The organism is Agrococcus sp. UYP10, from assembly GCF_040547205.1.
In the GTDB taxonomy this organism is placed as follows: domain Bacteria; phylum Actinomycetota; class Actinomycetes; order Actinomycetales; family Microbacteriaceae; genus Agrococcus; species Agrococcus jenensis.
Window position 1 is genome coordinate 1,360,066 of the sequence record NZ_JBEPPG010000001.1, and the last position, 25,329, is coordinate 1,385,394.

23 protein-coding genes and 2 tRNA genes are annotated in these 25,329 nt (G+C 73.1%); 17 read left to right on the plus strand and 8 right to left on the minus strand.

The window, feature by feature from the left end; translation table 11 throughout:
• Positions 1 to 15 precede the first annotated feature (15 nt).
• The 5 genes from ABIB37_RS06765 (at position 16) to ABIB37_RS06785 (ending at position 6,733) form a co-directional block, all read left to right on the plus strand.
• Entirely contained in the window at positions 16 to 2,067 is a 2,052-nt protein-coding gene (locus ABIB37_RS06765) for a DEAD/DEAH box helicase (protein WP_354258393.1), read from the plus strand.
• Positions 2,068 to 2,215: 148 nt separating this feature from the next.
• On the plus strand, positions 2,216 to 2,974 hold the full coding sequence (locus tag ABIB37_RS06770; protein WP_354258396.1) for an SDR family oxidoreductase: 759 nt from the start codon (positions 2,216 to 2,218) through the stop codon (positions 2,972 to 2,974).
• A 5-nt stretch (positions 2,975 to 2,979) separates the two neighbouring features.
• Positions 2,980 to 4,164: a serine hydrolase domain-containing protein gene (locus ABIB37_RS06775; protein WP_354258399.1), complete on the plus strand. Its 1,185-nt coding sequence runs from the start codon at positions 2,980 to 2,982 to the stop codon at positions 4,162 to 4,164.
• 125 nt (positions 4,165 to 4,289) lie between these two features.
• Positions 4,290 to 6,338 carry a DNA helicase RecQ gene (gene recQ, locus ABIB37_RS06780; RefSeq protein WP_502914036.1) on the plus strand — a complete coding sequence of 683 codons (2,049 nt, stop codon included), beginning with the start codon at positions 4,290 to 4,292 and terminating at the stop codon, positions 6,336 to 6,338.
• Positions 6,335 to 6,733, plus strand: coding sequence for an RNA-binding S4 domain-containing protein (locus ABIB37_RS06785; RefSeq protein ID WP_354258402.1), 399 nt, complete (start codon positions 6,335 to 6,337; stop codon positions 6,731 to 6,733). The genes recQ and ABIB37_RS06785 overlap by 4 nt, the downstream gene beginning before the upstream one ends.
• A 5-nt stretch (positions 6,734 to 6,738) precedes the next feature.
• Here the strand turns inward: ABIB37_RS06785 and ABIB37_RS06790 are convergent, their stop codons facing one another.
• From ABIB37_RS06790 to ABIB37_RS06800, 3 genes are all read right to left on the minus strand, one after another.
• A complete protein-coding gene (locus ABIB37_RS06790; protein ID WP_354258405.1) occupies positions 6,739 to 6,954 on the minus strand; it encodes a hypothetical protein in 216 nt (71 codons plus the stop codon).
• Between the two features lie 40 nt (positions 6,955 to 6,994).
• The gene (locus ABIB37_RS06795; protein WP_354258408.1) at positions 6,995 to 7,222 is read right to left on the minus strand and encodes a hypothetical protein; all 228 of its coding nucleotides are present in this window, start codon (positions 7,220 to 7,222) and stop codon (positions 6,995 to 6,997) included.
• Positions 7,223 to 7,284: 62 nt separating this feature from the next.
• Complete coding sequence (locus ABIB37_RS06800; protein WP_354258411.1) at positions 7,285 to 7,500, minus strand: hypothetical protein; 216 nt, start codon at positions 7,498 to 7,500, stop codon at positions 7,285 to 7,287.
• 71 nt (positions 7,501 to 7,571) lie between these two features.
• Here ABIB37_RS06800 and ABIB37_RS06805 point away from each other — a divergent pair, with 71 nt between their 5' ends.
• Positions 7,572 to 8,423: an HpcH/HpaI aldolase/citrate lyase family protein gene (locus ABIB37_RS06805; RefSeq protein ID WP_245989724.1), complete on the plus strand. Its 852-nt coding sequence runs from the start codon at positions 7,572 to 7,574 to the stop codon at positions 8,421 to 8,423.
• A 55-nt stretch (positions 8,424 to 8,478) separates the two neighbouring features.
• On the opposite strand, the gene ABIB37_RS06810 is transcribed toward ABIB37_RS06805, so the two are convergent.
• Complete coding sequence (locus ABIB37_RS06810; protein WP_354258414.1) at positions 8,479 to 8,670, minus strand: CsbD family protein; 192 nt, start codon at positions 8,668 to 8,670, stop codon at positions 8,479 to 8,481.
• Between the two features lie 66 nt (positions 8,671 to 8,736).
• On the minus strand, positions 8,737 to 10,530 hold the full coding sequence (locus tag ABIB37_RS06815; protein ID WP_354258417.1) for an MDR family MFS transporter: 1,794 nt from the start codon (positions 10,528 to 10,530) through the stop codon (positions 8,737 to 8,739).
• 118 nt (positions 10,531 to 10,648) lie between these two features.
• On the opposite strand from ABIB37_RS06815, the gene ABIB37_RS06820 reads away from it, so the two are divergent.
• The 3 genes from ABIB37_RS06820 to ABIB37_RS06830 are packed head-to-tail and all read left to right on the plus strand — an operon-like array spanning position 10,649 to position 13,173.
• On the plus strand, positions 10,649 to 11,470 hold the full coding sequence (locus ABIB37_RS06820; RefSeq protein ID WP_354258420.1) for a M15 family metallopeptidase: 822 nt from the start codon (positions 10,649 to 10,651) through the stop codon (positions 11,468 to 11,470).
• A 57-nt stretch (positions 11,471 to 11,527) separates the two neighbouring features.
• Positions 11,528 to 11,842: a hypothetical protein gene (locus tag ABIB37_RS06825; protein ID WP_354258423.1), complete on the plus strand. Its 315-nt coding sequence runs from the start codon at positions 11,528 to 11,530 to the stop codon at positions 11,840 to 11,842.
• A gap of 29 nt (positions 11,843 to 11,871) precedes the next feature.
• Positions 11,872 to 13,173, plus strand: coding sequence for a CapA family protein (locus tag ABIB37_RS06830; RefSeq protein ID WP_354258424.1), 1,302 nt, complete (start codon positions 11,872 to 11,874; stop codon positions 13,171 to 13,173).
• Positions 13,174 to 13,325: 152 nt separating this feature from the next.
• Here the strand turns inward: ABIB37_RS06830 and ABIB37_RS06835 are convergent, their stop codons facing one another.
• Together ABIB37_RS06835 and pgm are read right to left on the minus strand one after the other, a co-directional pair.
• Positions 13,326 to 14,393, minus strand: coding sequence for an epoxide hydrolase family protein (locus ABIB37_RS06835; protein ID WP_354258426.1), 1,068 nt, complete (start codon positions 14,391 to 14,393; stop codon positions 13,326 to 13,328).
• Positions 14,394 to 14,812: 419 nt separating this feature from the next.
• The gene (gene pgm, locus ABIB37_RS06840) at positions 14,813 to 16,447 is read right to left on the minus strand and encodes a phosphoglucomutase (alpha-D-glucose-1,6-bisphosphate-dependent) (RefSeq protein ID WP_354258429.1); all 1,635 of its coding nucleotides are present in this window, start codon (positions 16,445 to 16,447) and stop codon (positions 14,813 to 14,815) included.
• Between the two features lie 92 nt (positions 16,448 to 16,539).
• Between pgm and ABIB37_RS06845 the strand changes: the two genes are divergently transcribed.
• A complete protein-coding gene (locus ABIB37_RS06845; RefSeq protein ID WP_354258432.1) occupies positions 16,540 to 17,904 on the plus strand; it encodes a pyridoxal phosphate-dependent decarboxylase family protein in 1,365 nt (454 codons plus the stop codon).
• Between the two features lie 463 nt (positions 17,905 to 18,367).
• Entirely contained in the window at positions 18,368 to 19,318 is a 951-nt protein-coding gene (pheA, locus tag ABIB37_RS06850; RefSeq protein ID WP_123696327.1) for a prephenate dehydratase, read from the plus strand.
• Between the two features lie 69 nt (positions 19,319 to 19,387).
• Here pheA and ABIB37_RS06855 read toward each other — a convergent pair whose 3' ends face one another.
• Positions 19,388 to 20,368 carry a diacylglycerol/lipid kinase family protein gene (locus ABIB37_RS06855; protein ID WP_354258435.1) on the minus strand — a complete coding sequence of 327 codons (981 nt, stop codon included), beginning with the start codon at positions 20,366 to 20,368 and terminating at the stop codon, positions 19,388 to 19,390.
• Between the two features lie 95 nt (positions 20,369 to 20,463).
• On the opposite strand from ABIB37_RS06855, the gene serS reads away from it, so the two are divergent.
• The 6 genes from serS (at position 20,464) to ABIB37_RS06885 (ending at position 25,297) form a co-directional block, all read left to right on the plus strand.
• Positions 20,464 to 21,723, plus strand: a complete 1,260-nt coding sequence (gene serS, locus ABIB37_RS06860; protein ID WP_354258438.1) for a serine--tRNA ligase — start codon at positions 20,464 to 20,466, stop codon at positions 21,721 to 21,723.
• On the plus strand, positions 21,723 to 22,523 hold the full coding sequence (locus tag ABIB37_RS06865) for an HAD family hydrolase (RefSeq protein ID WP_354258440.1): 801 nt from the start codon (positions 21,723 to 21,725) through the stop codon (positions 22,521 to 22,523). The genes serS and ABIB37_RS06865 overlap by 1 nt, the downstream gene beginning before the upstream one ends.
• A gap of 120 nt (positions 22,524 to 22,643) precedes the next feature.
• Positions 22,644 to 22,728 (plus strand) — tRNA-Ser (locus tag ABIB37_RS06870).
• 17 nt (positions 22,729 to 22,745) lie between these two features.
• Positions 22,746 to 23,987, plus strand: coding sequence for an LCP family protein (locus ABIB37_RS06875; RefSeq protein WP_354258443.1), 1,242 nt, complete (start codon positions 22,746 to 22,748; stop codon positions 23,985 to 23,987).
• Between the two features lie 79 nt (positions 23,988 to 24,066).
• A tRNA-Ser gene (locus tag ABIB37_RS06880) sits at positions 24,067 to 24,155 on the plus strand.
• Between the two features lie 398 nt (positions 24,156 to 24,553).
• Positions 24,554 to 25,297 carry a GAF and ANTAR domain-containing protein gene (locus ABIB37_RS06885; protein ID WP_354258446.1) on the plus strand — a complete coding sequence of 248 codons (744 nt, stop codon included), beginning with the start codon at positions 24,554 to 24,556 and terminating at the stop codon, positions 25,295 to 25,297.
• Positions 25,298 to 25,329: the final 32 nt, after the last annotated feature.

Here is a 25,329-nt window from a genome sequence, read left to right on the forward strand (position 1 = left end):
ATCCCGAGATGAGCGATGGCACGGAATGACGAGCGCCCCTACGGCGCGAACCGATCGACCGACCGACAGACGAACCGCCCCGGCTCCCGCAGCCCCGGGCACCGCGGGCACCGCGACGAGCAGCCCTCGAAGGGCCGCTGGAACCGCGACGACCGCGACCGCCGCGACGCCGGCCGTGGCGCCGAGAGCGCCTCGCGCCGCCCCAACTGGACCCCGCCCGAGGAGCGCAACCGCGACGATCGTCGCGGTCCGGCGTTCCGCACCCGCGGCGGCGCCCAGGGCGGCCGCGACCACCAGCGCGACGACCGCCTGCACCGCGGCGAGCGGCCGCGCGGCTTCGACCGTGCCCGCGACGAGCACAACGGCCGTGGGCGCGGCGCCGCCCCCGAGCGCGGCTTCGACAGCCGTGGCGGTGAGCGTCGCTTCGATGACCGTCGTCCGGCTCGTGATGACCGTGGTGGGGAGCGTCGCTTCGACGACCGCCGTCCGGCTCGTGATGACCGTGGTGGGGAGCGTCGCTTCGACGATCGCCGTCCCGCCCGTGACGACCGTGGCTTCCACGACCGCCGTCCGGCCCGTGATGACCGCGGTGGTGAGCGTCGCTTCGACGACCGCCGTCCGGCTCGTGACGATCGTGGTGGGGACCGCCGTCCCGCCCGCGACGACCGCGGTGGCGAGCGTCGCTTCGACGACCGTCGTCCCGCTCGCGACGACCGCCCGCGCCGCGACGACCGCCGCTTCGACGAGCGCCCGCGCCGCGACAGCACGTACTACCCGTCGGCCGAGTCGAAGCCCTTCGCGCCCAAGGAGGACGTCGTCCTCGAGCGCCTCGAGGCGCAGGCCACCCGTGCCGAGGACATCGAGGGCATCACCTTCGCCGACCTCGGCCTCGGCACCGGCATCGCCGGCGCGCTGAAGTCGATGGGCGCACCGACGCCCTTCCCGATCCAGGCCGCCACGATCCCCGACGTGCTCGCGGGTCGCGACGTGCTCGGCCGCGGCCGCACCGGCTCCGGCAAGACGATCGCGTTCGGCGCGCCGATCATCGAGCTGCTCATGCGCAACCGCCCGGAGCGCCGTGAGATCGGCCGCCCGCCCCGCGCCCTCATCCTCGCGCCGACGCGCGAGCTCGCGCAGCAGATCAACCACACGGTCATGGGCCTCGGCCGCGCCGTGGGCGTCTTCACGACCGTCATCGTCGGCGGCGTCAAGCAGGACCGCCAGGTCGAGTCGCTGCGCCGCGGCGTCGACATCGTGATCGGCACCGCCGGTCGCATCGAGGACCTCGTCGAGCAGGGCCGCCTCAACCTCGGCGGCGTCGAGATCGCCGTGGTCGACGAGGCCGATCACATGTGCGAGCTCGGCTTCCTCGAGCCCGTGCAACGCATCCTCCGGGGCACGCGCCCCGGCAGCCAGAAGCTGCTCTTCTCGGCGACGCTCGACTCCGAGGTCGCGACGATCGTGCGCGAGTTCCTGCCGGAGCCCGCTGTGCACGAGGTCGCCGGCGAGGACCAGGCGACGTCGACGATCGAGCACCAGGTGCTCGTGGCCGACCGCTTCGACAAGGATGCGGTGCTCGAGCAGATCGTGCGCAACCCGGGTCGCATCATCGTCTTCACGCGCACCCGCGCCTACGCCGACCGGCTCGCCGAGCAGTTCGACGACGCGGGCATCGCTGCGGCGAGCCTCCACGGCGACCTGTCGCAGTCGCAGCGCAACCGCGCGCTCGAGAAGCTGCGCCGGGGCAAGATCGACGTGCTCGTCGCGACGGATGTCGCCGCGCGAGGCATCCACATCGACGATGTTGCGCTCGTCGTGCAGGCCGACCCGCCGGACGAGTACAAGACCTACCTGCACCGCTCGGGCCGCACCGGCCGCGCGGGCAACGACGGTCGCGTCGTCACCGTGATCGCGCCCGCGCGCCAGAAGCGCATGCAGCAGCTGCTGCAGCGGGCAGAGATCAAGGCGCCGATGATCCCCGTGCGCCCGGCGTCCGAGATCCTCGAGACGCTCACGGCCGGCTCGGCAGCCGCCGACGCGCAGATGGCCGAGGCCACCGCGGAGTGAGCACGGCGGGCATCCGGTCCTCCGGACGCCTGCCGCAGGACGCACGCCCGTCAGGGCCAGACGGCCCGGATCCTCGTGATCCGGGCCGTCTGCCGTGCGCGCGCCCGAACGGGCTTGCGTTGTGCTGACGCTGGCGTAGCGTGAGGGCATGCGCGTCGTCGTCATCGGTGGATCCGGGAATGCGGGAGCGGCGATCGTGCGGGCGCTCGGCCGTCGGGGCGCGCAGGCGGTGCCGGTGTCGCGCTCCGGGAAGGCCATCGCGGGTGCCCCCGGCGCGAAGGCCGACATCGTCTCGGGCGACGGCCTCGACGCCGCGCTCGAGGACGCCGACGTCGTCGTCGACGCCTCGAACTCGCGCAATCCGCTCGATCTCAAGCCCTTCACGATCGGCGCCAGGAACGTGGTCGCCGCCGCCGAGCGCGCAGGCGTCCACCGTGCGGTGCTGCTGTCGATCCTGGGCGTGGACCGCTCGAAGCTGCAGTACCACCGCAAGAAGCACGAGCAGGAGCTGACCTACCTCGGCTCCTCGCTCGAGGTCGCCGTCGTGCGGGCGTCGCAGTTCCACGAGTGGTCGGTCGACTTCTTCGAGGCGGGCGCCGCGGTCGGCGCCATCCCCGTGTTCCTCGGCGGCCGGCTCCAGCCGGTCGACGTCGCCGAGGTGGCCGAGCTCGTCGCCGACGAGGCGACGGCGCCGTCCGGGCAGCAGATCATCGACTTCGCCGGTCCGCAGGTGCGCGTCTCCCGCGACCTCGCCCGCGCCTGGCAGACCGCGACCGGCGCGCGAGGCCTCATCGTGAACGGCCCGTTCCCGCCCACGATGCTCGACTACCTGCGCAGCGGCGCGAACCTCACCGAGGAGCGCAAGGGCAAGGTCTCGTTCGAGGAGTGGCTGGCGCGCAGGCGCTGACCGCCATGGAGCTCCGGGACGCGCTGCAGCAGGTCGCCGACGAGGCGGTCGAGCAGCACGGCGTGCCGGGCGTCGTGGCGGCCATCGCCGACGCCGAGGGCACAGTCATCGCGGTCGCCGGCGAGCGGGCCATCGGCGGTGCCCGGATGACGCGCGACACCGTCTTCCGGATCGCGTCGGTCACGAAGCCGATCATCGCCGCGGCCGCCCTGGCGCTCGTCGACCGCGGCGTGCTGCGACTCGACGCGCCGGTCGTCGAGTGGCTGCCGGAGCTCGCCGAGCCGCGCGTGCTGCGGCATCCGGCGGCGGAGCTCGACGACACCGTGCCCGCCGAGCGGCCGCTGCTCGTCGAGCACCTGCTCGCGCTCACCGGCGGCCTGGGCTTCACCGACGACATGGGGACGCCGCTCGCCGCCGCGCTCACCGACCGGCTGCGGCAGGGCAGGGACGACCCGGCCGGCTGGCCGGACCCCGACGCCTGGCTCGCCGAGGCGGCCAGCCTGCCGCTCGCGCACCAGCCGGGCGACGGCTGGACCTACAACACCGGCTACGACATCGTCGGCGTGCTGCTCGCGCGTGCCGCGGGCCGGAGCCTCGGCGCAGTGCTCGCCGACGCGCTGCTCGACCCGCTCGGCATGAGCGATACCGGCTTCCGCCTGCGCCCGGAGCTGGTGCCGCGCACCGCCACGGCCTACGCGGCGCAGGGATCCGCGCTGGAGCCGATCGATGGGCCGGACGGCGCGTGGACGGGCGACATCGCGTTCGAGTCGGGCTCCGGCGGCCTCGTGTCGACCGTCGACGACCTGCTCGCCTTCGGGCGGATGCTGCTGGCAGGGGGCGAGGCCGCGCCGGCCGCCGGTGGCGGCCGCGTGCTGAGCCCCTCGGCCGTCGCGCGCATGCTGGCGCCCGGCGAGCCCTCGGCGCCCGACCACGTGTTCCTCGAAGGCCAGTCGTGGTCGCTCGGCGGCAGCGTCGACGTCGTCGAGCGGCACCCCTGGGAGGTGCTCGGGCGCTACGGCTGGATCGGCGGCTCGGGCACCGCGCTCTACGCCTACCCGGCCGCGGGCCAGGTGTCGGTCTGGCTCACGCAGCGCGAGCTCGCGGGTGCCGACGACGCCGAGCGCATGGTGCCGATGCTGACGCTCGCGGCCGAGCGCGCGAGGCGGGTGGACCGAGGCCCCGGCCACTGACGTCCGACCACGGACGTGCTGCCCCCGCGCGGCGGTCCACCAGCGGTCCCCAGGGCCACCGCCCTCGGCACGTCGTGTCCGCCGCGCGGCTTAGGCTGGATGGGCGGGGACGCGAAGGGGGACGCGTGACGGACGCGAGGCACGACGAGTGGGCACCGCCCAGCGATGACGACGCTCCCGAGCCCTGGGACGCGTGGCAGGACGCGCCGGACGACGGCTGGGTGCCGCCCTCCGACGACGACGCGCCGCTCGCGGGTGCCGGGGCATCGGTGGCGCCAGGCGCTGCTCGGAGCAGCGACCGCGGCAGCGCGCGCAGCAGCACCCGCACGCTCGCCCGTCCCTCGGCCGCCCGGGCGCCGGGCATCGCGGCGACGGCCAAGGCCGCGACGCCGCTCGAGGCGCTCACCCGCGTCTGGGGCTACGACGCGTTCCGCGGCGAGCAGGCCGAGATCATCGACGAGCTCGTCGCCGGTCGTGACGCGGTCGTGCTCATGCCCACCGGCGGCGGCAAGAGCCTCTGCTACCAGATCCCGTCGCTCGTGCGCGAGGGCACCGGCGTCGTCATCAGCCCGCTCATCGCGCTCATGCACGACCAGGTCGATGCACTCGAGCAGCTCGGCGTGCGCGCCGCCTTCCTCAACTCCACCCAGTCGATCGACGAGCGCCGCGACGTCGAGCGCCGGCTGCTCGCGGGCGAGCTCGACATGCTCTACCTCGCACCGGAGCGCCTGCCCGTCGCGCAGGGCCTCCTCGACGCGGCCCCGATCGCGCTGTTCGCGATCGACGAGGCGCACTGCGTCAGCCAGTGGGGCCACGACTTCCGCCCGGACTACCTGCAGCTGCAGGTGCTGGGCCAGCGGTGGCCCGACGTGCCGCGCATCGCCCTCACCGCGACCGCCACGGCAGAGACCCGCGCCGAGATCGTCGAGCGGCTCGGGCTCGACGGCGCGCGCGTGTTCGTCTCGAGCTTCGACCGGCCCAACATCCAGTACCGCATCGCGCCCAAGCAGGACGCGAAGGCGCAGCTGCTGCGCATCATCCGCGACGAGCACCCGGGTGCCGCCGGCATCGTCTACTGCCTGTCGCGCAAGTCGGTCGAGTCGACCGCCGCGTGGCTGACGACACAGGGCGTCGACGCGCTGCCGTACCACGCTGGCCTCGACGGCAGCGTCCGCGCCGCGAACCAGCAGCGCTTCCTGCGCGACGACGGCGTCGTCATGGTCGCGACGATCGCGTTCGGCATGGGCATCGACAAGCCCGACGTGCGCTTCGTGGCGCACCTCGACCTGCCCAAGTCGGTCGAGGGCTACTACCAGGAGACCGGTCGTGCCGGCCGCGACGGAGAGCCGTCGACCGCGTGGCTCGCCTACGGGCTGCAGGACGTCGTGCAGCAGCGGCGGATGATCGCCGAGGGCGACGGCGACGCCCAGCGCAAGCGCAACCAGACGCTGCACCTCGACGCGATGCTCGCGCTGTGCGAGACGGTCGAGTGCCGTCGGCAGCAGCTGCTGGCCTACTTCGGCGAGCCGAGCGAGCGCTGCGGCAACTGCGACACCTGCCTCACGCCGCCCGACTCCTACGACGGCACCGTGCCGGCCCAGAAGCTGCTCTCGACGATCGTGCGGCTGCAGCGCGAGCGGCGGCAGGCGTTCGGCGCAGGCCACCTCGTCGACATCCTGGTCGGCGCCGACACCGAGCGCATCCGCACGCAGGGCCACGACCGGCTCGCGACCTACGGCATCGGCAGCGACCTGCCGGCCGCGCAGTGGCGCGGCATCGTGCGGCAGCTGCTCGCCCAGGGACTGCTCAAGGTGCAGGGCGAGTACGGCGTGATCGCGATCACCGAGGCGTCGGCCGCGGTGCTCGCGGGCGAGCGCGAGGTGCGCCTGCGGCACGAGGCCAAGGCGCCGGCGAAGGCCGCGCGGCGCTCCGAGAGCACGATGCAGCTCGACGACGTGCAGCAGCAGCGGTTCCAGGCCCTGCGCACGTGGCGCGCGGCGACGGCCAAGGAGCAGGCGGTGCCCGCCTACGTCGTGTTCAACGACAAGACCCTCGCCGCGATCGCCGAGCGCAGGCCGGCGACCATGGTCGAGCTGTCGACCATCTCAGGCGTGGGGGAGTCGAAGCTCGAGCGCTACGGCGACGCCGTGCTCGAGGTGCTGGCGGCCGCGTGAGCGGGCAGGGCGCGCCGGGGACGGCGTCGGGCTCCGTGCGGCTCGACGTCTGGATCTGGGCCGTCCGGCTGCTGAAGACCCGGGCGGCGGCGACCGCCGCGTGCCGCGGCGGCCACGTGAAGCTCAACGGCCAGGCGGCGAAGGCCTCCCAGCCGGTGCGCGTCGGCGACGAGGTGCGGGTGCGGATCGCCGGCTTCGACCGGGTCGTCGGCGTGCAGCAGCTGCTCGCGAAGCGGGTCGGCGCCGCGATCGCCGTCGACGCGTACGACGACCGGTCGCCTGCCCGACCGACCGCCATCGACGCCGCGCAGGTGCCGCGGCGCGACAAGGGCTCCGGGCGGCCGTCGAGCCGCGAGCGGCGCGAGATCGACCGGCTGCGCGGCCGGATCGACTGAGCCGGCTACCAGAGGCCCGGCACGTCGTCCATCGCCGCACCGATGAGCGCGACGACGACCACGACCGCGAAGCACACGGCGACGAGCCCGCTGATGATCGCGAGCCACCCGCCGACCTTCGGCACCGAGCCCGTGCCCTTGGCGCTCAGCACGAGGCCGACGACGGCCAGCACGACGGCGACGGCGAGGACGATGAGGATGGCGACGAGCGGCGCAGGCATGCTCGAGTGAAGCACACCGCCGTGGCCCGGCGGCTCCGACTCAGGCGCCGGCGGTGAGCGCTGTCAGGAGCGCGATGCCCGCGACGATGCCGAGCAGCACCCCGACCACGATGAGCGCGATCGCGATCCCTCGGCGGCGTGGCCGCTCCTCCGGACGGTTGCGCCGCTGCCCGGCGGACAGCTGGAAGATGCCGAGCGCGAGCGCACCGACGCCCAGCGCGAGCAGCACCGTGGAGACCCCTTGGCCCATGCCGAAGATCGCGTTCATGCGGCAAGGCTAGGAGCCGACCCTGAGCGGTGGCCGGACCCTTCCGGGCCGGATCCTGACCGTTAGGGCGTGCCGATGACGAGCCAGATCGCGGGCGGCACGGCGATGACGCAGCCGATCACGAGCGCGGTGATGCCGAAGGTCAGCATCGCGGAGCCGGCGCCGCCGTCCGGGCCGCGCCGCCGCCCGCCGACGAGCAGCGCGACGCCGACGAGGATGATGAGGACGCCCAGCAGCAGCGCGCCGACGAGCAGCAGGAACGGGAACGCGGTCGCCATGGCGTCAGCCTCTCACGCGCGGCTTTGGGCGGCCCGAGACCTCGCACGCGGGGCTGGCTAGGCTTGAGCGCGTGCCCTCCACCGACGTCTCGCCCCTGATCGCCCGCTCCTGGCTGCTCGTCCCGGCCTCGAAGCCAGAGCTCTTCCAGATCGCGCAGGAGAGCGAGGCGGACGCGATCATCATCGACATCGAGGACGCCGTCGCCGCGAAGGACAAGGCGCAGGCCCGCGACGACACGGTCGCGTGGCTCTCGAGCGGCCACCGCGCGTGGGTGCGCATCAACGACGCCGCGAGCGAGTTCTGGAGCACCGACTGCGCCGCCCTCAAGGACGTGCCGGGACTCGAGGGCGTGATGCTCGCGAAGACCGAGTCCGCGAGCCACGTCAACGACACCGCCGACCGCCTGCCCGAGGGCATGCCCATCCTCGCGCTCGTCGAGACCGCGCGCGGCGTGCTGCACGTGGAGCAGATCTCGAACGCCCCGTCGACCTTCCGCATCGCGTTCGGCACCGGCGACTTCAAGCGAGACACCGCGACCGGCGAGGACCCGGTCGCGCTCGCCTACGCGCGCTCGCAGCTCGTGATCGCCTCGCGCGCGGCGCGGCTGCCGGCGCCCATCGACGGACCGACGCTCTCGGCGGAGGCGCTCGTCGACGGCACCCGGCTCGCGAAGGAGATGGGCATGTCGGGCAAGCTGTGCCTGACGCACACGCAGGCCGCGACGATCAACGCCGGTCTCGCGCCCAGCCCGGAGGACGTCGCGTGGGCGCACGGCTTCGTGCGGGCCTTCGAGGAGTCCGGCGGCAAGATCACCGACGGCAGCGACCTGCCCCGCCTCGCCCGCGCCCAGAAGATCCAGACGCAGGCGCGCGACTTCGGCATCGAGGCGGACGCGGCGGAGCTCGGCAGCCTCAACTACTAGCCGGCACGGCGAAGGGCGGGGCGCGATGCGCCCCGCCCTTCGCGGTCGGATCGGTTCAGCGGAAGGTGTCGCGGACGTCGTCCGCGGCGTCCTTCACGTGCTCACCGGCCTGCTTGGCGTTCGCCGTGGCCTGGTCCTTGTGACCCTCGGCCTCCAGGCGCTCGTTGTCCGTGGCGTCGCCGAGGCCTTCCTTGGCCTTGCCGACGGCGTCCTTGGCTGCGTTCGAGATCTTGTCGTCGAGACCCATCTGAACCTCCTATCGTCGGGAGCTGGTTGCTCCTCGGGCAACGCTAGGCGGACAACCTGGGAGCCGTCAGGACGTCCCTGACCGACCGCCGTCCCGCCGCGCCGCGCCCTCCGACACGATCGGGTTCGACGCCGTGACCGGGCGCGCGACCGAGCCGGGTGCCGACGCATCCGCCTCGAGCTGCGCCCGCTCGGCGCGCTGCTGCATCGCCTCCTCCATGGCCGACTTCTGCCGCAGCGGCGGCGCCTTGAAGAAGAGCGCCAGCACGAGCGCGACGAGCACGACGACGAGCGCCGCCCAGAACGGACCGGTGGTGGCGTTCGAGAAGCCGTCGAGGAACGGCGCCGCGAGGCGAGGGTCGGCCGTGTTGAGGAAGGACGAGTCCTCGTTGAGGGCGCCGCCGATCTGGGCCGGGTTCTGCAGGATGCCGAGGATGCGCTCGTTGCCGGGATCGGCGAGCACGCTCGGGTCCTCGAGCGCGCTCGCGAGGTCGGCCCGCAGGTCCTGCCGGCCGAACGCGGCCTGCAGCGTCTCGGGGAGGCGCGAGTAGAGCATCGAGAACACGACCGCGACGCCCGCGGTGCCGCCGAGCTGCCGGAAGAAGGTCGCCGAGCTCGTCGCGACGCCCATGTCCTTCGGGTCGACCGCGTTCTGCGAGGCGATCGTGAGCGTCTGCATGAGCTGGCCGAGGCCGAGGCCGAGCAGCAGCTGGCCGAGCAGCAGCATCCACAGCGGGGTGTCGAACTGCAGCGTGACGAGCACGCCGTAGCCGATCGCCATGACGGCGAGCCCGATCACGGGGAAGAAGCTGTAGCGGCCGGTGCGGGCGATGACCTGGCCGGAGCCGATCGACGCGATCATGAGGCCGAGGATCATCGGCAGGGTCGACAGGCCCGCCTCGGTCGGGTTCATGCCGTGCACGATCTGCAGCACGAACGGGATCATCATCATGCCGGCGAACATGCCGAAGCCGGTGAAGACGCCGAGCACCGTCGCCATCGAGAACGTGCGGTTGCGGAACAGCTGCAGCGGGATCAGCGCGGCGTCGCCCATCCGCCGCTCCACGACGATGAAGAGCACGATGCCGACGGCCCCGACGACGTAGCAGGCGATCGACATGAGCGAGCCCCAGCCCCACTCGCGGCCCTGCTCGGCGACGAGGAGCAGCGGCACGACGCCGACGGCCAGCAGCGCGGCGCCCCACCAGTCGATGCGCACGCGCTCGTGGTGCGCGGGCAGGTGCAGGTAGCGCCACACCATCCACAGCGCCGCGGCACCGATCGGCAGGTTGAAGAGGAAGACCCAGCGCCAGCCCTCGAGGAAGAGCAGCTGGTCCGCGCCGGCGAGGACGCCGCCGATCAGCGGGCCGAGGATCGACGAGATGCCGAAGACCGCGAGGAAGTAGCCCTGGTACTTGGCGCGCTCGCGGGGGCTCAGCACGTCGCCCATGATCGTGAGCGGCAGCGACATGAGGCCGCCGGCGCCGAGGCCCTGCAGGGCGCGGAAGGCCGCCAGCTGCACCATGTCCTGGGCGAACGAGCAGAGGATCGAGCCGACGAGGAAGAGCACGATCGCGATGATGAACAGCGGTCGGCGCCCGAAGATGTCGCTGAGCTTGCCGTAGATGGGCGTGACGATCGTCGAGACGATGAGGAACGCGGTGACGACCCACACCTGCAGGTCGAGGCCGTGGAGGTCGTCGGCGATCGTGCGCATCGACGTGCCGACGACGGTCTGCGACAGCGACGACAGGAACATCGCCATCATCAGGCCGACCAGCACGAGCATGATCTGGCGGTGGGACATCAGGGGTTCGTCGGGCTCGCGCGGCTCGACGGAGCGCGGTTCGCGCTGCGGCATGGATGGATCCTTCGGTAGAGAGATCGTTAGTCTAGCGAATGGCTTGCCCTCTTCGCCACTGGCGCGTCGCATGTCGCGGCGGCACGTACGGCCAGCGCGCGCATGCGACGATGGACGGGTGCGAAGGGTGATGGTGGTGCTCGCGACCGTGCTGCTGGTGAGCGGATGCGCGCCCGTCGCGACGCCGGACGCGTCGTCCTCGCCCGCGTCGCCCACGGCATCCAGCGCCTCGCCGACACCGACACCCACGCCCACGGCGACCGCCGCGCCGGAGCCGGCCGCGACGACCGAGCCGGCCGCCGCGCCCGCGCCCGCGACCGCCGCGCCGCAGCAGCCGAGCACCGCCGGCGTCGACATCGACTCGGCCGCGAGCCTGCAGGTGCTCGTCAACAAGCGCCGACCGCTCGTGCCTGCCGACTACCAGCCGGTGCTCGTGCCCGTCTCAATCGCGCAGGACGGCGACGAGGCGGTGCGCCCGGAGGTCGACGCGGCGCTCGCGCAGATGTCGGCCGCGATGCAGGCCGACATCGGTGAGGGCATCCACGTCTTCTCGTCGTACCGCGGCTACGCGCGGCAGACGCAGCTCTACAACGGCTACGTCGCGCAGTACGGGCAGGCGCAGGCCGACACCACGAGCGCGCGGCCGGGGCACAGCGAGCACCAGACGGGGCTCTCGGTCGACCTCATGGGCACCGGCGGCGCCTGCCGCCTCGACGTCTGCTTCGGCGGCACCGCCGCCGGGCGATGGATCGCCGAGCACGCCTGGGAGCACGGCTTCATCGTCCGCTACCCCGACGGGCTGCAGGGCATCACCGGCTACCACTTCGAGCCGTGGCACGTGCGCTTCGTCGGCGCAGAGGTCGCGACCGCGATGCACGAGCAGGGCATCGCGACGTTCGAGGAGTACGCCGGCACCGGCAACGCCCCTGACTACGGCTGAGCCGACGCGCGGGTCAAAGCCGGGCGCGCACGCAGGAACGGGTCGTAGCCTGCCCGCATGGCGAAAGCAGGACGATCCGGTGGCGGCTTCAAGAGCAGCGGCAGGAGCGGTGGCGGTGGCGGCTTCGGCGGCGGATCGCGCAGCTTCTTCGGCGGCGGGTCGCGGTCGAGCGGCGGCGGCTCGTTCGGCGGCGGATCCCGGTCGTCGTCGGGCCGCTCCGGCAGCTCGTGGGGATGGGGATCGAGCTCGGGGTCGAGCTCGTACCGGCACTCCGGCTCGAGCGGCTCGTCGGGCACCGGCACCGATTGGGTGATGGCCGCCGTCGCGATCGTCGTCCTGCTCGTGCTCTTCGCGATCTTCGCCGGCAGCTGATCGAGCGCCCGCGGCCCTAGCCTGGTGCCATGGAGACGGCAGCCAGCAGCGGAGCGGCGGCACGCGCAGCAGCGCGTCGAGGACGCACGAGCGCGGTCGGCGCGGCCTCGCGAGGCGCTGCCCGGCGACGCGGCGCCCGAGCCGCGGTCGTGCTCGCGACAGCGGTCGGACTGCTGCTGACCGGCTGCACGCAGGGGTCGCTCCAGCCCGCGCCCAGCGCGAGCGATCCGGCGGCGCAGCCGAGCGCATCCGCGCCGACCCCGACGCCCACCCCGGAGCCGAGCACGGTCTCGGTCTCGGCGATGGGCGACATGCTGCCGCACGACTCGGTGACGCTCGACGCGCAGCAGCCCGACGGCAGCTACGACTACGGGCAGTTCTTCGACGCCGCGCGCCCCATCTGGGCCGACAGCGACCTCGTCTACTGCAACCAGGAGGCGCCCTCGGCGGGCGTCGAGCTGGGCCTCACCTACTTCCCGGCGTTCAACGCGCCGGTCGAGTTCGCGCAGGGCCTCGATTCGGCTGGCTGCAACACGATCGGCCTCGGCAACAACCACACGTTCGACCGCGGGCAGGAGGGCGTCGACCGCACGCGCGCGGTGTGGGACGAGCTCGACCCGCTGCTTATCTCGGGCGCGTTCCGCTCGGAGGAGGAGCGGATGGCGGTGCCGACCGCCGAGGTGAACGGCCTCACGGTCGCGTTCCTCAACTTCGTCGACCTCTCGAACACCCCCACGAACGACTACGTCGTCACGTGGCTCGACGACCCGCTCGTCGAGCAGCAGCTCGCCGAAGCCGAGGAGATCGCCGATGCGACGATCGTCGCGGTGCACTGGGGCGACGAGTACTCGGCGGTCGTGAACGATCGGCAGCGCGAGCAGTCGCAGCGGCTTGCCGACCTGGGCGCGGAGGTCATCATCGGCACGCACCCGCACGTGCTGCAGGAGGCCGAGTGGCTCGAGCGCGCCGACGGCTCGCGCGCGTTCGTGTACTACTCGATCGGCAACGCCCTCACGACGCAGATGGCGATCCCGAGGGTGGTGAGCGCGGTGGCGCAGTTCGACCTCGTCGGCATGCCCGGCGGCGAGGTGGAGGTCGTGGACCCGGCCGCGGTGCCGCTCTACATGCACTTCGACCTGACGCCGCAGCAGTTCGCCGCGCAGGACTGGATCCACCGCCGCAACCTGCAGCTGCATCCGCTCGTCGACGCGGCAGAGCCGATCACCCGGTCGGCCTGGCGGAACGAGCTGACGGTCGAGTCGGGGGTCGCGCTCGTGACCGAGGTGCTCGGCCCCGACGTGCGGATCGTGACGGACAGCTTCGAGCAGTAGCCGCCCGCCCGAGAGGTGGCGCTGCGCCCGAGGGGTAGTGATGCGCCCGAGGGGTAGCGGCGCGCGGGCACCTCTCGCGCGCCGCGCTACCTCTCGCTGGCGGGCGCCGCGCTCGCTCGACCGGCGCCTGCTGCAGGTGAGCGGCGCTGGCTCTAGCGCGCGAGCGCCTCGAGCTCGAGCACGGCGGCCGCCACCTCGTCGGGCGTCTCGAGCGCGGGGAAGTGCCCGCCGCGCTCGAGCACCGAGAACGATCGCAGGTCGCGGTAGCTGCGCTCGGCGAGCGAGCGCGGGTAGTCGCGCTCTCGGCGCTGCACGCGCACCGCGACCGGCACGTCGACGAGCGGATGCGGTCGGCCGCCGGCGTCGGTATAGGGCCGGAACGACGTGCCGATCGATCGCGACAGCCAGTAGAGCATCACGGTCGTGAGCACGACGTCGTCGGGGAGGCCGTCGTCGCCGGCCCACTCGAGCAGCTTCTCGCCCACCCACGCGAGCATCCCGATGGGGGAGTCGAGCAGCGCCGCCGCCGTGGTGTCGGGGCGCGAGCCCTGCTGGTGCGCGTAGCCGCCCGCAAGCGGGCCCTCGGCGGCCATGCGCGCGAAGAACGCCGTCTCGGCCGCATCCATCGGCTCGCCGCGGTCGCGCACGCCGAACGACGCGTGCGTCGCGACGAGCCCGGCGACGACGTCGGGGTGGCCTCCCGCGAGCCAGTCGCTCACGCCCGTGCCGACGTCCTCGCCGTAGGTGAGGAAGCGGTCGTAGCCGAGCTCGTCGACCATGAGCGCGCGCCAGCGCCGAGCGACGGCCTCGTCTGTGAAGGGCTCGGCAAGCGGCTCGGACCACCCGAAGCCCGGCAGCGACGGGATGACGACGTCGAGCTCGCCGCGGAGCGCCTCGGCGAGCGGCAGCATCTCGGCGAAGGAGTAGGGCCAGCCGTGCGAGAGCACGATCGGCAGGCGGCCGGGCCGCCCGCCGCGGAGGTGCACGAAGTGGATGCGCGTGCCCTCGATCGTCGCGATGCGGTGGTCGTGCGCGAGGAGCCGCGCCTCGACCGCGCGCCAGTCGAAGTCGTCGCGCCAGCGGTCGAGCAGGCGCTGGAGCGTGGGCATCGGCATGCCGTGCGCGCCGGGTGTCGGGTCGGGCACGATGCTCGCGTCGAGCCGGCGCCGCAGCCGCTCGAGCTCGTCGTCGGAGGCGCGGAACGTGAAGGGCTCGCTCATGGGGCGAACCTACGCGCGTCCGCCGACATCGGTGTCGCCGCATCCGCCGCCAGGTGGCGCTACCCGCGACCGGTGGCGCTACCCGCCACAGGTAGCGCTGCAGCCCCACCCGCCGCGGGTAGTCGCACCTGTCGCAAGCGGTTCCGACCGGCGCCCGGGACCATCCGCGCCGAGAGGTGGTGCTGCCCGCAAGCGGTGGCGCTGCAGCACCACCCGTGACGGCCGAACCGACCTGTCGCGGCCGATCCCACCCGTCAAGGCCGGGCCCACCTGTCCCGGCCGGGCCCACCTGCCCCGGCCGGATCCACCTGTCACAGCCGGACCCACCCGTCCCCGCCGGGCCCACCTGTCAAGGCCGCGCCCACCCGCCCCGGCCGAGCGCACACGCGGTCGCCGCCCCGACCCGCAGACGCCCCCGCCTACGCGCCCAGCGCGTCGTCGACGATCCGCTTCGCCTCGGCCTGCACCTGCCGCAGGTGCTCCGGCCCGGCGAACGACTCGGCGTAGATCTTGTAGACGTCCTCGGTGCCCGACGGCCGCGCCGCGAACCACGCGCGCTCGGTGACGACCTTGAGGCCGCCGATCGCGGCGCCGTTGCCGGGCGCCTCCGTGAGCTTGGCGACGATCGGGTCGCCGGCCAGCTCGGTCGCCGTCACGGCGTCGCCGGTGAGCTTGCCGAGCCGCGCCTTCTGCTCGCGCGACGCCGGCGCATCCACGCGCTCGTAGACCGGGGCGCCGAAGCGCTCGGTGAGCTCGCCGTACAGCTGCGACGGGCTCTTGCCGGTGACGGCGCGGATCTCGGACGCGAGCAGGCACAGCAGGATGCCGTCCTTGTCGGTCGTCCAGACGGTGCCGTCGGACTGCAGGAACGACGCCCCCGCGCTCTCCTCGCCGCCGAACCCGACCGACCCGTCGACGAGCCCCGGCACGAACCACTTGAAGCCGACCGGCACCTCCCAGAGGCGGCGGCCGAGCGCCTCCGCGACCCGGTCGATCATCGACGACGACACGAGCGTCTTGCCGATCGCCGCGTCGGGCCGCCACTGCGGCCGGTGCGCGTAGAGGTACTCGATCGCGACCGCGAGGAAGTGGTTGGGGTTCATCAGGCCGCCGTCGGGCGTGACGATCCCGTGCCGGTCGGCGTCGGCGTCGTTGCCGGTGAGGATGTCGAACTCGTCCCGGCGGGCGAGCACCGATGCCATCGCGTTGGGGCTCGAGCAGTCCATGCGGATCTTCTCGTCCCAGTCGAGCGTCATGAACGCCCAGGTGGGGTCGACGATGGGGTTCGTGACCGTCAGGTCGATGCCGTAGCGCTCGGCGATCGCGCCGTAGTAGTCGACCGCGGCCCCGCCGAGCGGGTCGGCGCCGATCCGGATGCCCGACGCCTTGATCGCGTCGAAGTCGACGACGCTGCCGAGCGCGTTCACGTACGCCTCGCGGAAGTCGTAGAGCTCGACGCGGGTGTCGCTGCCGCCCGTCACCTGGGCGCGCTGCACGCCCTCGAGGCCGTCGGCGATGAGCTCGTTCGCGCGCTTCGCGATCCAGCCGGTCGCGTCGGAGTCGGCCGGTCCGCCGTGCGGCGGGTTGTACTTGAAGCCGCCGTCGCGGGGCGGGTTGTGCGATGGCGTCACCACGATGCCGTCGGCCTGGTCATCCGCGGATGCCGTGGCGTTGTAGGCGAGGATCGCGCGCGAGACCGCCGGGGTCGGCGTCACCGAGCCGCGGGCATCCGCGCACACCCGGACGCCGTTCGCGACGAGCACCTCGAGCGCCGTGCGCTCTGCTGGGAGCGACAGCGCGTGCGTGTCGCGGCCGATGAACAGCGGGCCGGTGATGCCCTGCCCGGCGCGGTACTCGCAGATCGCCTGCGTGATCGCCAGGATGTGCGCCTCGTTGAAGGCGGTGTCGAAGGCGCTGCCGCGATGGCCGCTCGTGCCGAACGCGACCGCCTGGTCGGGGTTCGAGACGTCGGGGACGAGCTCGAAGTACGCGCGCTCGAGCGCGGCGACATCGATGAGGTCCTGGGGCTGGGCGACGGTGCCGGCTCGGGTCATGGCTCCATCCAAGCATCGAGCGGCTCCCGGAGCGATGGGCGCCCCGAGAAGACCCGTTGCCCCGCCCGGGGGCCGGTGGAACACTGGCGCTCGTGGACGATCGTGGCCGTGCTCTCGACGCCGCGCACCGCAGCGCGATGGCCTTCCTCGGCACCCTCGAAGAGCGGCCGGTGTGGCCGCGAGCCACCCTCGACGACATGCTCGTCACCTTCGGCGGGCCGCTGCCCGACGAGGGCCTCGATCCGGTCGAGGTCGTCGAGCAGATGGCCGCGGGCGCGGACCCCGGCCTCGTCGGCATCCCGGGCGGCCGCTTCTTCGGCTTCGTGATCGGCGGCACGCTGCCCGCGGCGCTCGCCGCCGACTGGCTCGTCTCCGCGTGGGACCAGAACTCCGGCTCCGCGATGCTCACCCCGACCACGGTGGCGCTCGAGCGCGTCGCCGGGCGCTGGATGCTCGACCTCCTCGGCCTGCCGCAGACCGCGAGCGTCGGGTTCGTCACGGGTGGCCAGATCGCGAACTTCACGTGCCTCGCCACCGCACGGCACGCGGTGCTCGCGCGCGCCGGCTGGGACCTCGCGGAGCGCGGGCTGCGCTCGGCTCCCGCGGTGCGCTTCGTCGTCGGCGCCGACCGCCACGGCTCGATCGATCGCGCCGCGCGCTTCCTCGGCATCGGCCGCGCCGAGATCGTCGTCGTCGACGCCGACGACCAGGGGCGGATGCGCCCGGAGGCGCTCGAGCGCACGCTCGAGCAGGGCGCGGGCCCCCTCATCGTCTGCCTCCAGGCCGGCGAGGTGCACACCGGTGCCTTCGACGACCTCGCCGCGCTCATCCCGATCGCCCACCGGAACGGCGCTTGGGTGCACGTCGACGGCGCCTTCGGCCTCTGGGCCGCCGCGTCGCCGGCGCTGCAGCACCTGACGGCGGGCCTCGAGGCTGCCGACTCCTGGGCGACGGATGCGCACAAGACCCTCAACGTGCCCTACGACTGCGGCATGGCGATCGTGCGCGACCCCGCCGACTCGATCGCCGCGTTCCGCACCGGCGGCGACTACCTCGTCTACACCGGGCTCGACCCGTGGGACGTGACGCCCGAGCTCTCGCGACGGGCGCGCGGCGTGCCCGCCTGGGCGGCACTCCGCAGCCTCGGCCGGTCGGGCGTCGCGGCGCTCATCGACCGCCTGCACGAGCACGCGGTCGCGATGGCCGACGGGCTCGCCGCGATCGACGGCGTCGAGGTCGTCAACGATGTCGTCTACACGCAGGTGATGTTCCGCCTCGGCACCGACGACGAGACGCGCGCGCTCGGTGCGGCGCTGCTCGCGGAGGGGACCGCGGTCGTGACCGGCGCCGAGTGGCGCGGGCACGCGACGCAGCGCTGCTCGATGTCGTCGTGGGCGACGACGCCTCAGGACGTCGAGCGCACACTGGCCGCCATCCGCTCGCTCGTCCCCGCCTGAGCCGTCTGCCCTGGCCGCCTGCCCTGGCCGCCTGCCCTGACCGCCCGTCCGCACGAGCACCTGGCGTCCCCGCCGCCAGCCGCCGATCATCCCCTGCCGTCGGCATCCGCACGTGCCCCGATGCACAACGCACGCCCACGGGCCGGCTGGCGCGGCGCAGGCGGCGAGCGTCGCCCAGCCACCGCCGCTTGCGCTGGCCGGGCGTGCGTTGTGCGAGCGGGAGGGGAGCGGCGGCCCGGATGGTCTGCGGCCCCCGAGCCACAGCCGGAGCCGCAGCCGCGGCCGCCGGGCTGCAGCGCCCTCCGCACAACGCAAGCCCTACCGGCCGGGATGGCGGCGGATGGCCGACCATGACTCGGGAGCCGCCAGAACCGCTGGCTGGGCTTGCGTTGTGCTCCAGGGCGCGGGCTCATCGCCGGGCGGAGGCGGAGCCGTCCGTCGGGCGCGAGCCTAGGCTGGTGCCATGGTCCAGCCCCGCGTCGTCACGTTCCTCGGCCCTCGCGGCACGTTCACGGAGGCCGCGCTCGAGCAGGTGCCGGGGCTCGAGACCACCGAGCGGGTGCCCGTCGCCAACGTCGCCGAGGCGCTCTCGGCCGTCTCCGAGGGCCGCTCCGACGCCGCCATGATCGCGATCGAGAACTCGATCGAGGGCGGCGTCACCGCCGCGCAGGACGCGCTCGCCGCGACCCCGGGCATCCGCATCCTCTCCGAGCACGTCGTGAGCGTGAACTTCTCGCTCGTCGCACCCGCCGGCACGCGCATCGAGGACGTGCGCGTCGTCGCCGCCCACCCGGTTGCGTGGGCGCAGTGCAGCGGCTGGCTGCAGCGCGAGCTGCCGGGCCGCGCGCACCTGCCGGCCGCGTCGAACGTCACCGCGGCCGCCGATCTCACCACCGGCACGGCGCAGGCGGCGCTCTCGACGCCGACGATCGGCCACTGGGTCGACGGCCTCGACGTGCTCGCCGACCGCATCGGCGACAACCCGGATGCCGTGACGCGCTTCCTGTTCGTCGGCCGCGCCGGCGAGGCGGGAGAGCCGACCGGCGCCGACAAGACGAGCCTCGTCGTCGAGCTGCCGAGCGACGAGCCGGGCGTGCTGCTCGACATGCTCGAGCAGTTCGCGACCCGCGGCGTCAACCTCTCGCTCATCCAGTCGCGGCCGATCGGCGACCGGCTCGGCCGGTACCGCTTCGTCATCGACGCCGACGGCCACATCCGGGACGAGCGGGTCGCGGATGCGCTGCTCGGCCTCGCGCGCTTCAGCCCCTCGGTGACGTTCCTCGGCTCCTACCCGCGCGCCGACCAGCAGCACATCCGGGTGGAGCGCCGCTACTCCGACCGCTCGTTCGAGGACGCGCGCGACTGGCTGCGCGGGCTCATCGCCGGCGAACCGGGCGCCCGCTCGGCCGACTGACCGACCGGTCCCGGCCGCTCAGGCCGCGGGACCGCTCGGGCTCCGGCGCCGCTCAGATGGCGGGGCGGCTCAGATGGCGGGGCCGGCGTCGCGCGCGTGCTCCTTGGGCACCCGCACGACGAGCGCGTCCTGGCGGATGCCCGCGCGCAGCGCGATCGCCTCGCCCACGACGTCGCCGTCCACCTGCACGGCGCGCGGCTCCTCGAGCCGCACCTGCGTCTCCTTCGCCTGGCCGTAGCCGAGCGCCGCGCCGCTGCGCTGGCGTCCGAGACGGCCTCGGCGCCGCAGCAGTTTCGTCACGAGCATGTTGTTGCGGGCGATGTAGCCGCTCAGCTGCAGCCAGCCGCGCACGCCGCGCGGGCGCACGAGCGCGATGTCGAGCATCCCGTCGTCGACGGCCGCGTCGGGGAGGATGATGATGCCGTTCGTGACGGTGCCGCAGTTGCCGATCAGCATCGTGTTGACCGTCGATCGCACCGTGCGGCCCCCGTCGAGGCGCACGCTCACGCGCACCTTGTCGAGGCTCGAGATCACCCGGCCGGCGGCGTCGACGTAGGCGAGCCAGCCGACCTTCTTCTTGAGGTCCTCGTCGGTCTTGTCGATCATCTCGGCGTCGAGCCCGAAGCCGACCATGACCGCGAATGCGTGCTTGGAGCGCTTGCCGTCCGGCGCCTCGATCTCCAGCTCGCCGAGGTCGATCTCGCGCTCCTCGCCGTCGAAGGCCGTGTGCACGGCGTTCCGCAGGTTCGTGACGTCGATGCCCAGGTTGCGCGCCAGCAGGTTGCCCGTGCCCGCGGGGATGATCGCGAGCGGCACGCGCGCACCGGTCGCCGCATCGGCGGCGACCCGCACCGTGCCGTCGCCGCCGGCGACGAGCAGCAGGTCGACGCCCTGCTCGAGCGCGGTGCGCACCGCGGCCTCGCCCGCGTCGTCCGCATCCGTCTCGATCCAGAACGGCTCCGACCAGTCGAGCGGCTGCGCCGACTCGACCTGGGGCGCGAGCGTGTCGCGGTCCATCTTGGACGGGTTGTAGACGATGGCAGCGCGCATCCTCGCACTGTACCGGCGGATCCGCCGCGGAACCCCGGGAATGGACGCACCCGGCTCGCAGGTGCGTGCTGCGGCGCGCTCGTAGAATGGTCGGCGTGATCGATCCTCAGCTGCTGCGCGAGCAGCCCGACCTCGTGAAGGCAAGCCAGGAGCGCCGCGGCGACCCGGTCGGCTACGTCGACGAGGCGCTCGGCGCCGAGAGCGCCCGCCGTGCCGCCATCACCGAGTTCGAGCGGCTGCGGGCCGAGCAGAACGCGCACGGCAAGCTCGTCGGCGCCGCCGCCAAGGACGACCGGCCGGCGCTCATCGAGCAGGGCCGCGCGCTCGCGGCCGGCGTGAAGGATGCGCAGGCGCGCGTCACCGAGGCGGAGGCGGCGTTCGACGCGGCCGTCTCGAAGCTCGGCAACCTCGTGCACCCCGACGTGCCCGCTGGCGAGGAGGCGAACTTCGTCACCCTGTCGACCCACGGCGAGGAGCGCACGTTAGACTTCGAGCCGCGCGACCACGTCGAGCTCGGCGAGAGCCTGAAGGCGTTCGACATCGTGCGCGGCGCCAAGGTCGCGGGCAGCCGCTTCTACTACCTGACCGGCATCGGCATGCGGCTCGAGCTCGCGATCATGCTCATGGGCCTCGACCAGGTGCTCGCCGACGGCTTCACACCGCTCACGACGCCCACCCTCGTGCGCCCCGAGATCATGCGCGGCACCGGCTTCCTGGGCGAGCACGCCGACGAGGTCTACCACCTGCCCGCCGACGACCTCTACCTCACGGGCACGAGCGAGGTGGCGCTCGCGGGCTTCCACGCCGACGAGATCGTCGACCTCGCGCAGCCGCTCCGCTACGCCGGCTGGTCGACCTGCTACCGGCGCGAGGCGGGCTCCGCGGGCCGCGACACCCGCGGCATCCTGCGCGTGCACCAGTTCAACAAGCTCGAGATGTTCTCCTACGTCAAGCCCGACGACGCCGAGGCGGAGCACGAGCGGATGCGCGCCCTGCAGGAGCGCATGCTGCAGGCCTGCGAGCTCGACTACCGCGTCATCGACGTCGCGGCCGGCGACCTCGGCTCCTCCGCCGCACGCAAGTTCGACATCGAGGCCTGGATCCCGTCGCAGCAGCAGTACCGCGAGCTCACCTCGACCTCGAACTGCACCACCTACCAGTCGCGCCGGCTCGGCACCCGCTTCCGCACCGAGTCCGGCAAGACCGCACCGGTCGCCACCCTGAACGGCACCGCCGCGACCACCCGCTGGCTCGTCGCGATCCTCGAGACGCACCAGCAGCCCGACGGGTCGGTGCGCGTGCCGGCGGCCCTGCAGCCCTACCTCGGCGGCATCAGCACGATCGAGCCGGCGTGATGCAGCCGCTGCTGATCGGCCTCGACATCGACGGCACCGTCGTGCACGAGGACGACTCGCTCGCGCCCCGCGTGCTGGAGGCGGTGCGCGCTGTCGTCGACGCCGGCCACGTCGTGGTGCTCGCCACCGGCCGCTCGCAGGCGACCACCGAGTCGACCGCCGTGCGGCTCGGCATCGAGCCGAGCCACCTCGTCTCGGCGAACGGCGCGCTCGTGCTCCAGCGCCGCGGCGACGCGTACGAGCAGGTGCACGTCGAGACCTTCGACCCGTCCGAGGCGCTCACCGCGATCTCGGCGGTGCTGCCGAAGGGCTCCTACATGGTCGAGGACCCGAGCGGTCACCGGCGCTACACGAACGGCATGGTCGACTGGAACCTCGACGACGCCGAGATGGTGCCGTTCGAGGGCCTGCTCGCGCAGCCCGCGATGCGCGTCGTCGTGATGAGCCCCGACCACGAGGTCGACGAGTTCCTCGAGATCGTCGAGTCGCTCGGCCTGCACAAGGTCTCGTACGCGATCGGCTTCTCGTCCTGGCTCGACATCGCGCCCGACGGCGTGAACAAGGCGACGGGCCTCGAGCGGGTCGCCGAGGCGCTCGAGATCCCGCGCGACCGCATCGTCGTCGTGGGCGACGGTCGCAACGACATCGACATGTTCCGCTGGGTCGCCGAGGGCGGCGGCCGGGCGGTCGCGATGGGGCAGGCGCCCGACGAGGTCAAGCAGGCCGCGACCGACGTCACCGCCGCCGTCGAGGACGACGGGCTCGCGCTCGTGCTCGAGGAGCTGCTCGTCCGGGCCTGAGCGGGGTCCCGACTCCAGCGCCGCCCACAGGCGGCTGCGAGCGCCGTCGAAGGCCGCGCATCCGGTGTCGCTCTATGATCGTCCGAAGGCCCGCCGCGCGCCCCCAGCGCTCAGGGCACGGGAGGGCTGTCCGAGCGGCCGATGGAGCCGGTCTTGAAAACCGGTGGGCAGAGATGTCTCGTGGGTTCGAATCCCACGCCCTCCGCGGCAGAAGGAGAACGCATGGCAACCGAGCGCACCGGGAGCGTCGTCGACACCACGTCGATGTCGCCGCGGCACGGACGGCTGCGCCGCCACTCGGGCGTCGCGCACGTCTTCCGCTGGATCGCGCTCGGGCTGGCGACCGTGCTCGTCGCCGTGGTCGGCGTCGTGGGGTTCTCGATCCTGCGCTTCACCACGGGCATCCAGACGGTCGACCTGGTCGCCGACGTGCCGCCCGCGCAGGCCGGGTTCGCCCCCTACGAGGGCGGCTTCAACATCCTGCTCGTCGGGTCCGACCAGCGCGAGGGCCAGGGCGAGGAGTTCGGCGAGTCCGCCTACGACGGCGGCAGCCTCAACGACGTGACGATGCTGCTGCACGTCAGCGACGACCACCAGCTCGCGCGCGTCGTCTCGTTCCCGCGCGACCTGATGGTCGACTTCCCGGCCTGCGAGGACCCGGAGACGGGCGACACCGTGCCCGCCGCCAACAACGTGCAGTTCAACCAGGCGCTCGGCCGCGGCGGGCTCTCGTGCGTCGCCGAGGTGGTCTCCGACCTCACCGGCATCGAGGTGCCCTACGCCGCGATGATCACGTTCCAGGGAGTCATCAGCATGTCGACCGCCGTCGGCGGCGTGCCGGTGTGCTTCGCCGGGCCGATCGACGACCCCTACACGGGGCTCGTGATCGAGTCGGCCGGCACCCACGACCTCGAGGGCGCGCAGGCGCTCGCGTTCCTCCGCTCGCGCCACGGCGTCGGCGACGGCTCCGACCTCGCGCGCATCTCGTCGCAGCAGGTGTTCCTGTCGTCGCTCATCCGCACGCTGCAGTCGGATGCGGTGCTCACCGACGTCACGAAGCTCTACGCGATCGCGCAGGTCGCGATCGAGAACATGACGCTGTCGTCCGGGCTCGGCGACGTCGGCACGATGGTGTCGATGGCGCGCGTGCTCGCCGACATCCCGCTCGAGACGATGCAGTTCGTGCTCTACCCGAACGTCTACTCCGGGGCCCGCGTCGTGCCCGACGAGGAGCGCGCGGACGAGCTGATGCGCCGCATCCGCCAGGACCTGCCGATCGAGCTGGGAGACGATTCCCTCGGCGTCGGCTCGACCGACGAGACGCCGGGCGCGACGGAGACGCCGGTGCCCACCGAGACGCCCGCAGCCACCGAGACCCCGACGCCCACGCCCACGGACGAGCTCGACGGGGTCGTAGGGCAGGACGCGTCGCAGGAGTCGTGCGTCGTCCCGTTCGGCTCCTGATCGGGCCGTTCCCCGGGCCGCACGTCCGAGGCTCGCGCGTTTGGTAGAGTTGCCGTCGGCCTGCCAGCAGGTGGGCCGAGGAGACGTCGCATAGTCCGGCCGAGTGCACCACCCTGCTAAGGTGGAGTCCCCATTAGGGGACCGAGGGTTCAAATCCCTCCGTCTCCACGTCTGCCCCTTCGTCTCGCCACGAAGGGGCATTCGCATGTCCGGCGGGGATGCGCGTCGTCGACCGACCGCGGGCTGGGCGGCGAGCACATGTGCGCGCGGCTTGCGACGCCCAGCGTCGGAAGCGGTGCCTTGGCGAGCGCCCGCAGGCGGGGACCAGGCCGGCGGGACGCTCTCGCTGTGTGTGGTGGTGCGGTGGCCACGGTAGCCCACGTCCCTGACGGCGCGGGTCGAGGTTCCTGCGGGTCGCCTCGATGCGCCATCGCCCCGCTGGCGCTGTCGCGCTGCCAGTCCTAGAGTCGGTCGCAAGGGAGCAGGTGGCGAGCTGCGATGCTCTGCGCGGGCCCGCGTCGAGGTGATCCCTCCTCGACCGCTGCGGTAGGAGGAGGACGGGTGCCATGGACGGCATGCTGACGGCGGAGCGGCTCGGCGAGGCGCTCGCCACGCTCGCCGAGACGCTGACCTCGGAGTACGACGTCCTGCAGATGCTGGGCACCGTCGTGAGCGAGTGCGTCGAGCTCGTGGATGCGGGCGCCGGGGGACTGCTGCTGAAGGATGCGCACGGGCGGCCCGAGCTCGTCGCCTCCTCGGAAGAGGGGGTGAACTTCGTCCAGGTGATGCAGCTGAACGCCGGGGATGGCCCGTGCGTCGAGGCCGCGCGGACCGGCACGACGGTCTCGGTCGCCGACGTCGAGCAGGTGGGCGGCAGCTGGGCGGAGTTCCGCGAGACCGCGCTCGGCTACGGCTACCGGGCCGTGCATGCCGTGCCACTGCGCGCGCGCGACGAGGTCATCGGCAGCATGGGCCTGTACCGGACGGCCCCCGGTGAGCTGAGCCGTGCTGACGCTGCTGCCGCTCGCGCGCTCGCGAACCTCGCGTCGATCGGGATCCTCCAGGAGCGAGCGATCCGCGAGAGCGGTCTGCTCGCAGAGCAGCTGCAGCATGCGCTCGACAGCCGCGTCTGCATCGAGCAGGCGAAGGGCGTGATCGCCGCATCGGCCGACGTCGACATGGATCGAGCGTTCCGGATGCTCCGCGACCACGCCCGCAAGCACAACCTCAAGCTGCTCACGGTCGCCCAGGGCGTCGTCGATCGGAGCCTCGAGATCGGCCCGGCGAGGGACCGCAAGCCCGCGCCGTGAGCGTCTGCGGCGTGCTCGCGCAGGGGCGACGG

Bases quoted from the DNA above. Each gene is read 5' to 3' on its own strand.
- ABIB37_RS06800 (WP_354258411.1), bottom strand. From the start codon at position 7,500: ATGGCGACCGCGTTCCCGTTCCTGCTGCTCGTCGGCGCGCTGCTGCTG.
- ABIB37_RS06770 (WP_354258396.1), top strand. From the start codon at position 2,216: ATGCGCGTCGTCGTCATCGGTGGATCCGGGAATGCGGGAGCGGCGATC.
- ABIB37_RS06865 (WP_354258440.1), top strand. From the start codon at position 21,723: ATGCAGCCGCTGCTGATCGGCCTCGACATCGACGGCACCGTCGTGCAC.
- pheA (WP_123696327.1), top strand. From the start codon at position 18,368: ATGGTCCAGCCCCGCGTCGTCACGTTCCTCGGCCCTCGCGGCACGTTC.
- ABIB37_RS06765 (WP_354258393.1), top strand. From the start codon at position 16: ATGGCACGGAATGACGAGCGCCCCTACGGCGCGAACCGATCGACCGAC.
- pgm (WP_354258429.1), bottom strand. From the start codon at position 16,447: ATGACCCGAGCCGGCACCGTCGCCCAGCCCCAGGACCTCATCGATGTC.
- ABIB37_RS06855 (WP_354258435.1), bottom strand. From the start codon at position 20,368: ATGCGCGCTGCCATCGTCTACAACCCGTCCAAGATGGACCGCGACACG.
- ABIB37_RS06875 (WP_354258443.1), top strand. From the start codon at position 22,746: ATGGCAACCGAGCGCACCGGGAGCGTCGTCGACACCACGTCGATGTCG.
- ABIB37_RS06825 (WP_354258423.1), top strand. From the start codon at position 11,528: ATGGCGAAAGCAGGACGATCCGGTGGCGGCTTCAAGAGCAGCGGCAGG.
- ABIB37_RS06790 (WP_354258405.1), bottom strand. From the start codon at position 6,954: ATGCCTGCGCCGCTCGTCGCCATCCTCATCGTCCTCGCCGTCGCCGTC.
- ABIB37_RS06830 (WP_354258424.1), top strand. From the start codon at position 11,872: ATGGAGACGGCAGCCAGCAGCGGAGCGGCGGCACGCGCAGCAGCGCGT.
- ABIB37_RS06775 (WP_354258399.1), top strand. From the start codon at position 2,980: ATGGAGCTCCGGGACGCGCTGCAGCAGGTCGCCGACGAGGCGGTCGAG.
- ABIB37_RS06795 (WP_354258408.1), bottom strand. From the start codon at position 7,222: ATGAACGCGATCTTCGGCATGGGCCAAGGGGTCTCCACGGTGCTGCTC.
- ABIB37_RS06815 (WP_354258417.1), bottom strand. From the start codon at position 10,530: ATGCCGCAGCGCGAACCGCGCTCCGTCGAGCCGCGCGAGCCCGACGAA.
- ABIB37_RS06885 (WP_354258446.1), top strand. From the start codon at position 24,554: ATGGACGGCATGCTGACGGCGGAGCGGCTCGGCGAGGCGCTCGCCACG.
- ABIB37_RS06810 (WP_354258414.1), bottom strand. From the start codon at position 8,670: ATGGGTCTCGACGACAAGATCTCGAACGCAGCCAAGGACGCCGTCGGC.
- ABIB37_RS06835 (WP_354258426.1), bottom strand. From the start codon at position 14,393: ATGAGCGAGCCCTTCACGTTCCGCGCCTCCGACGACGAGCTCGAGCGG.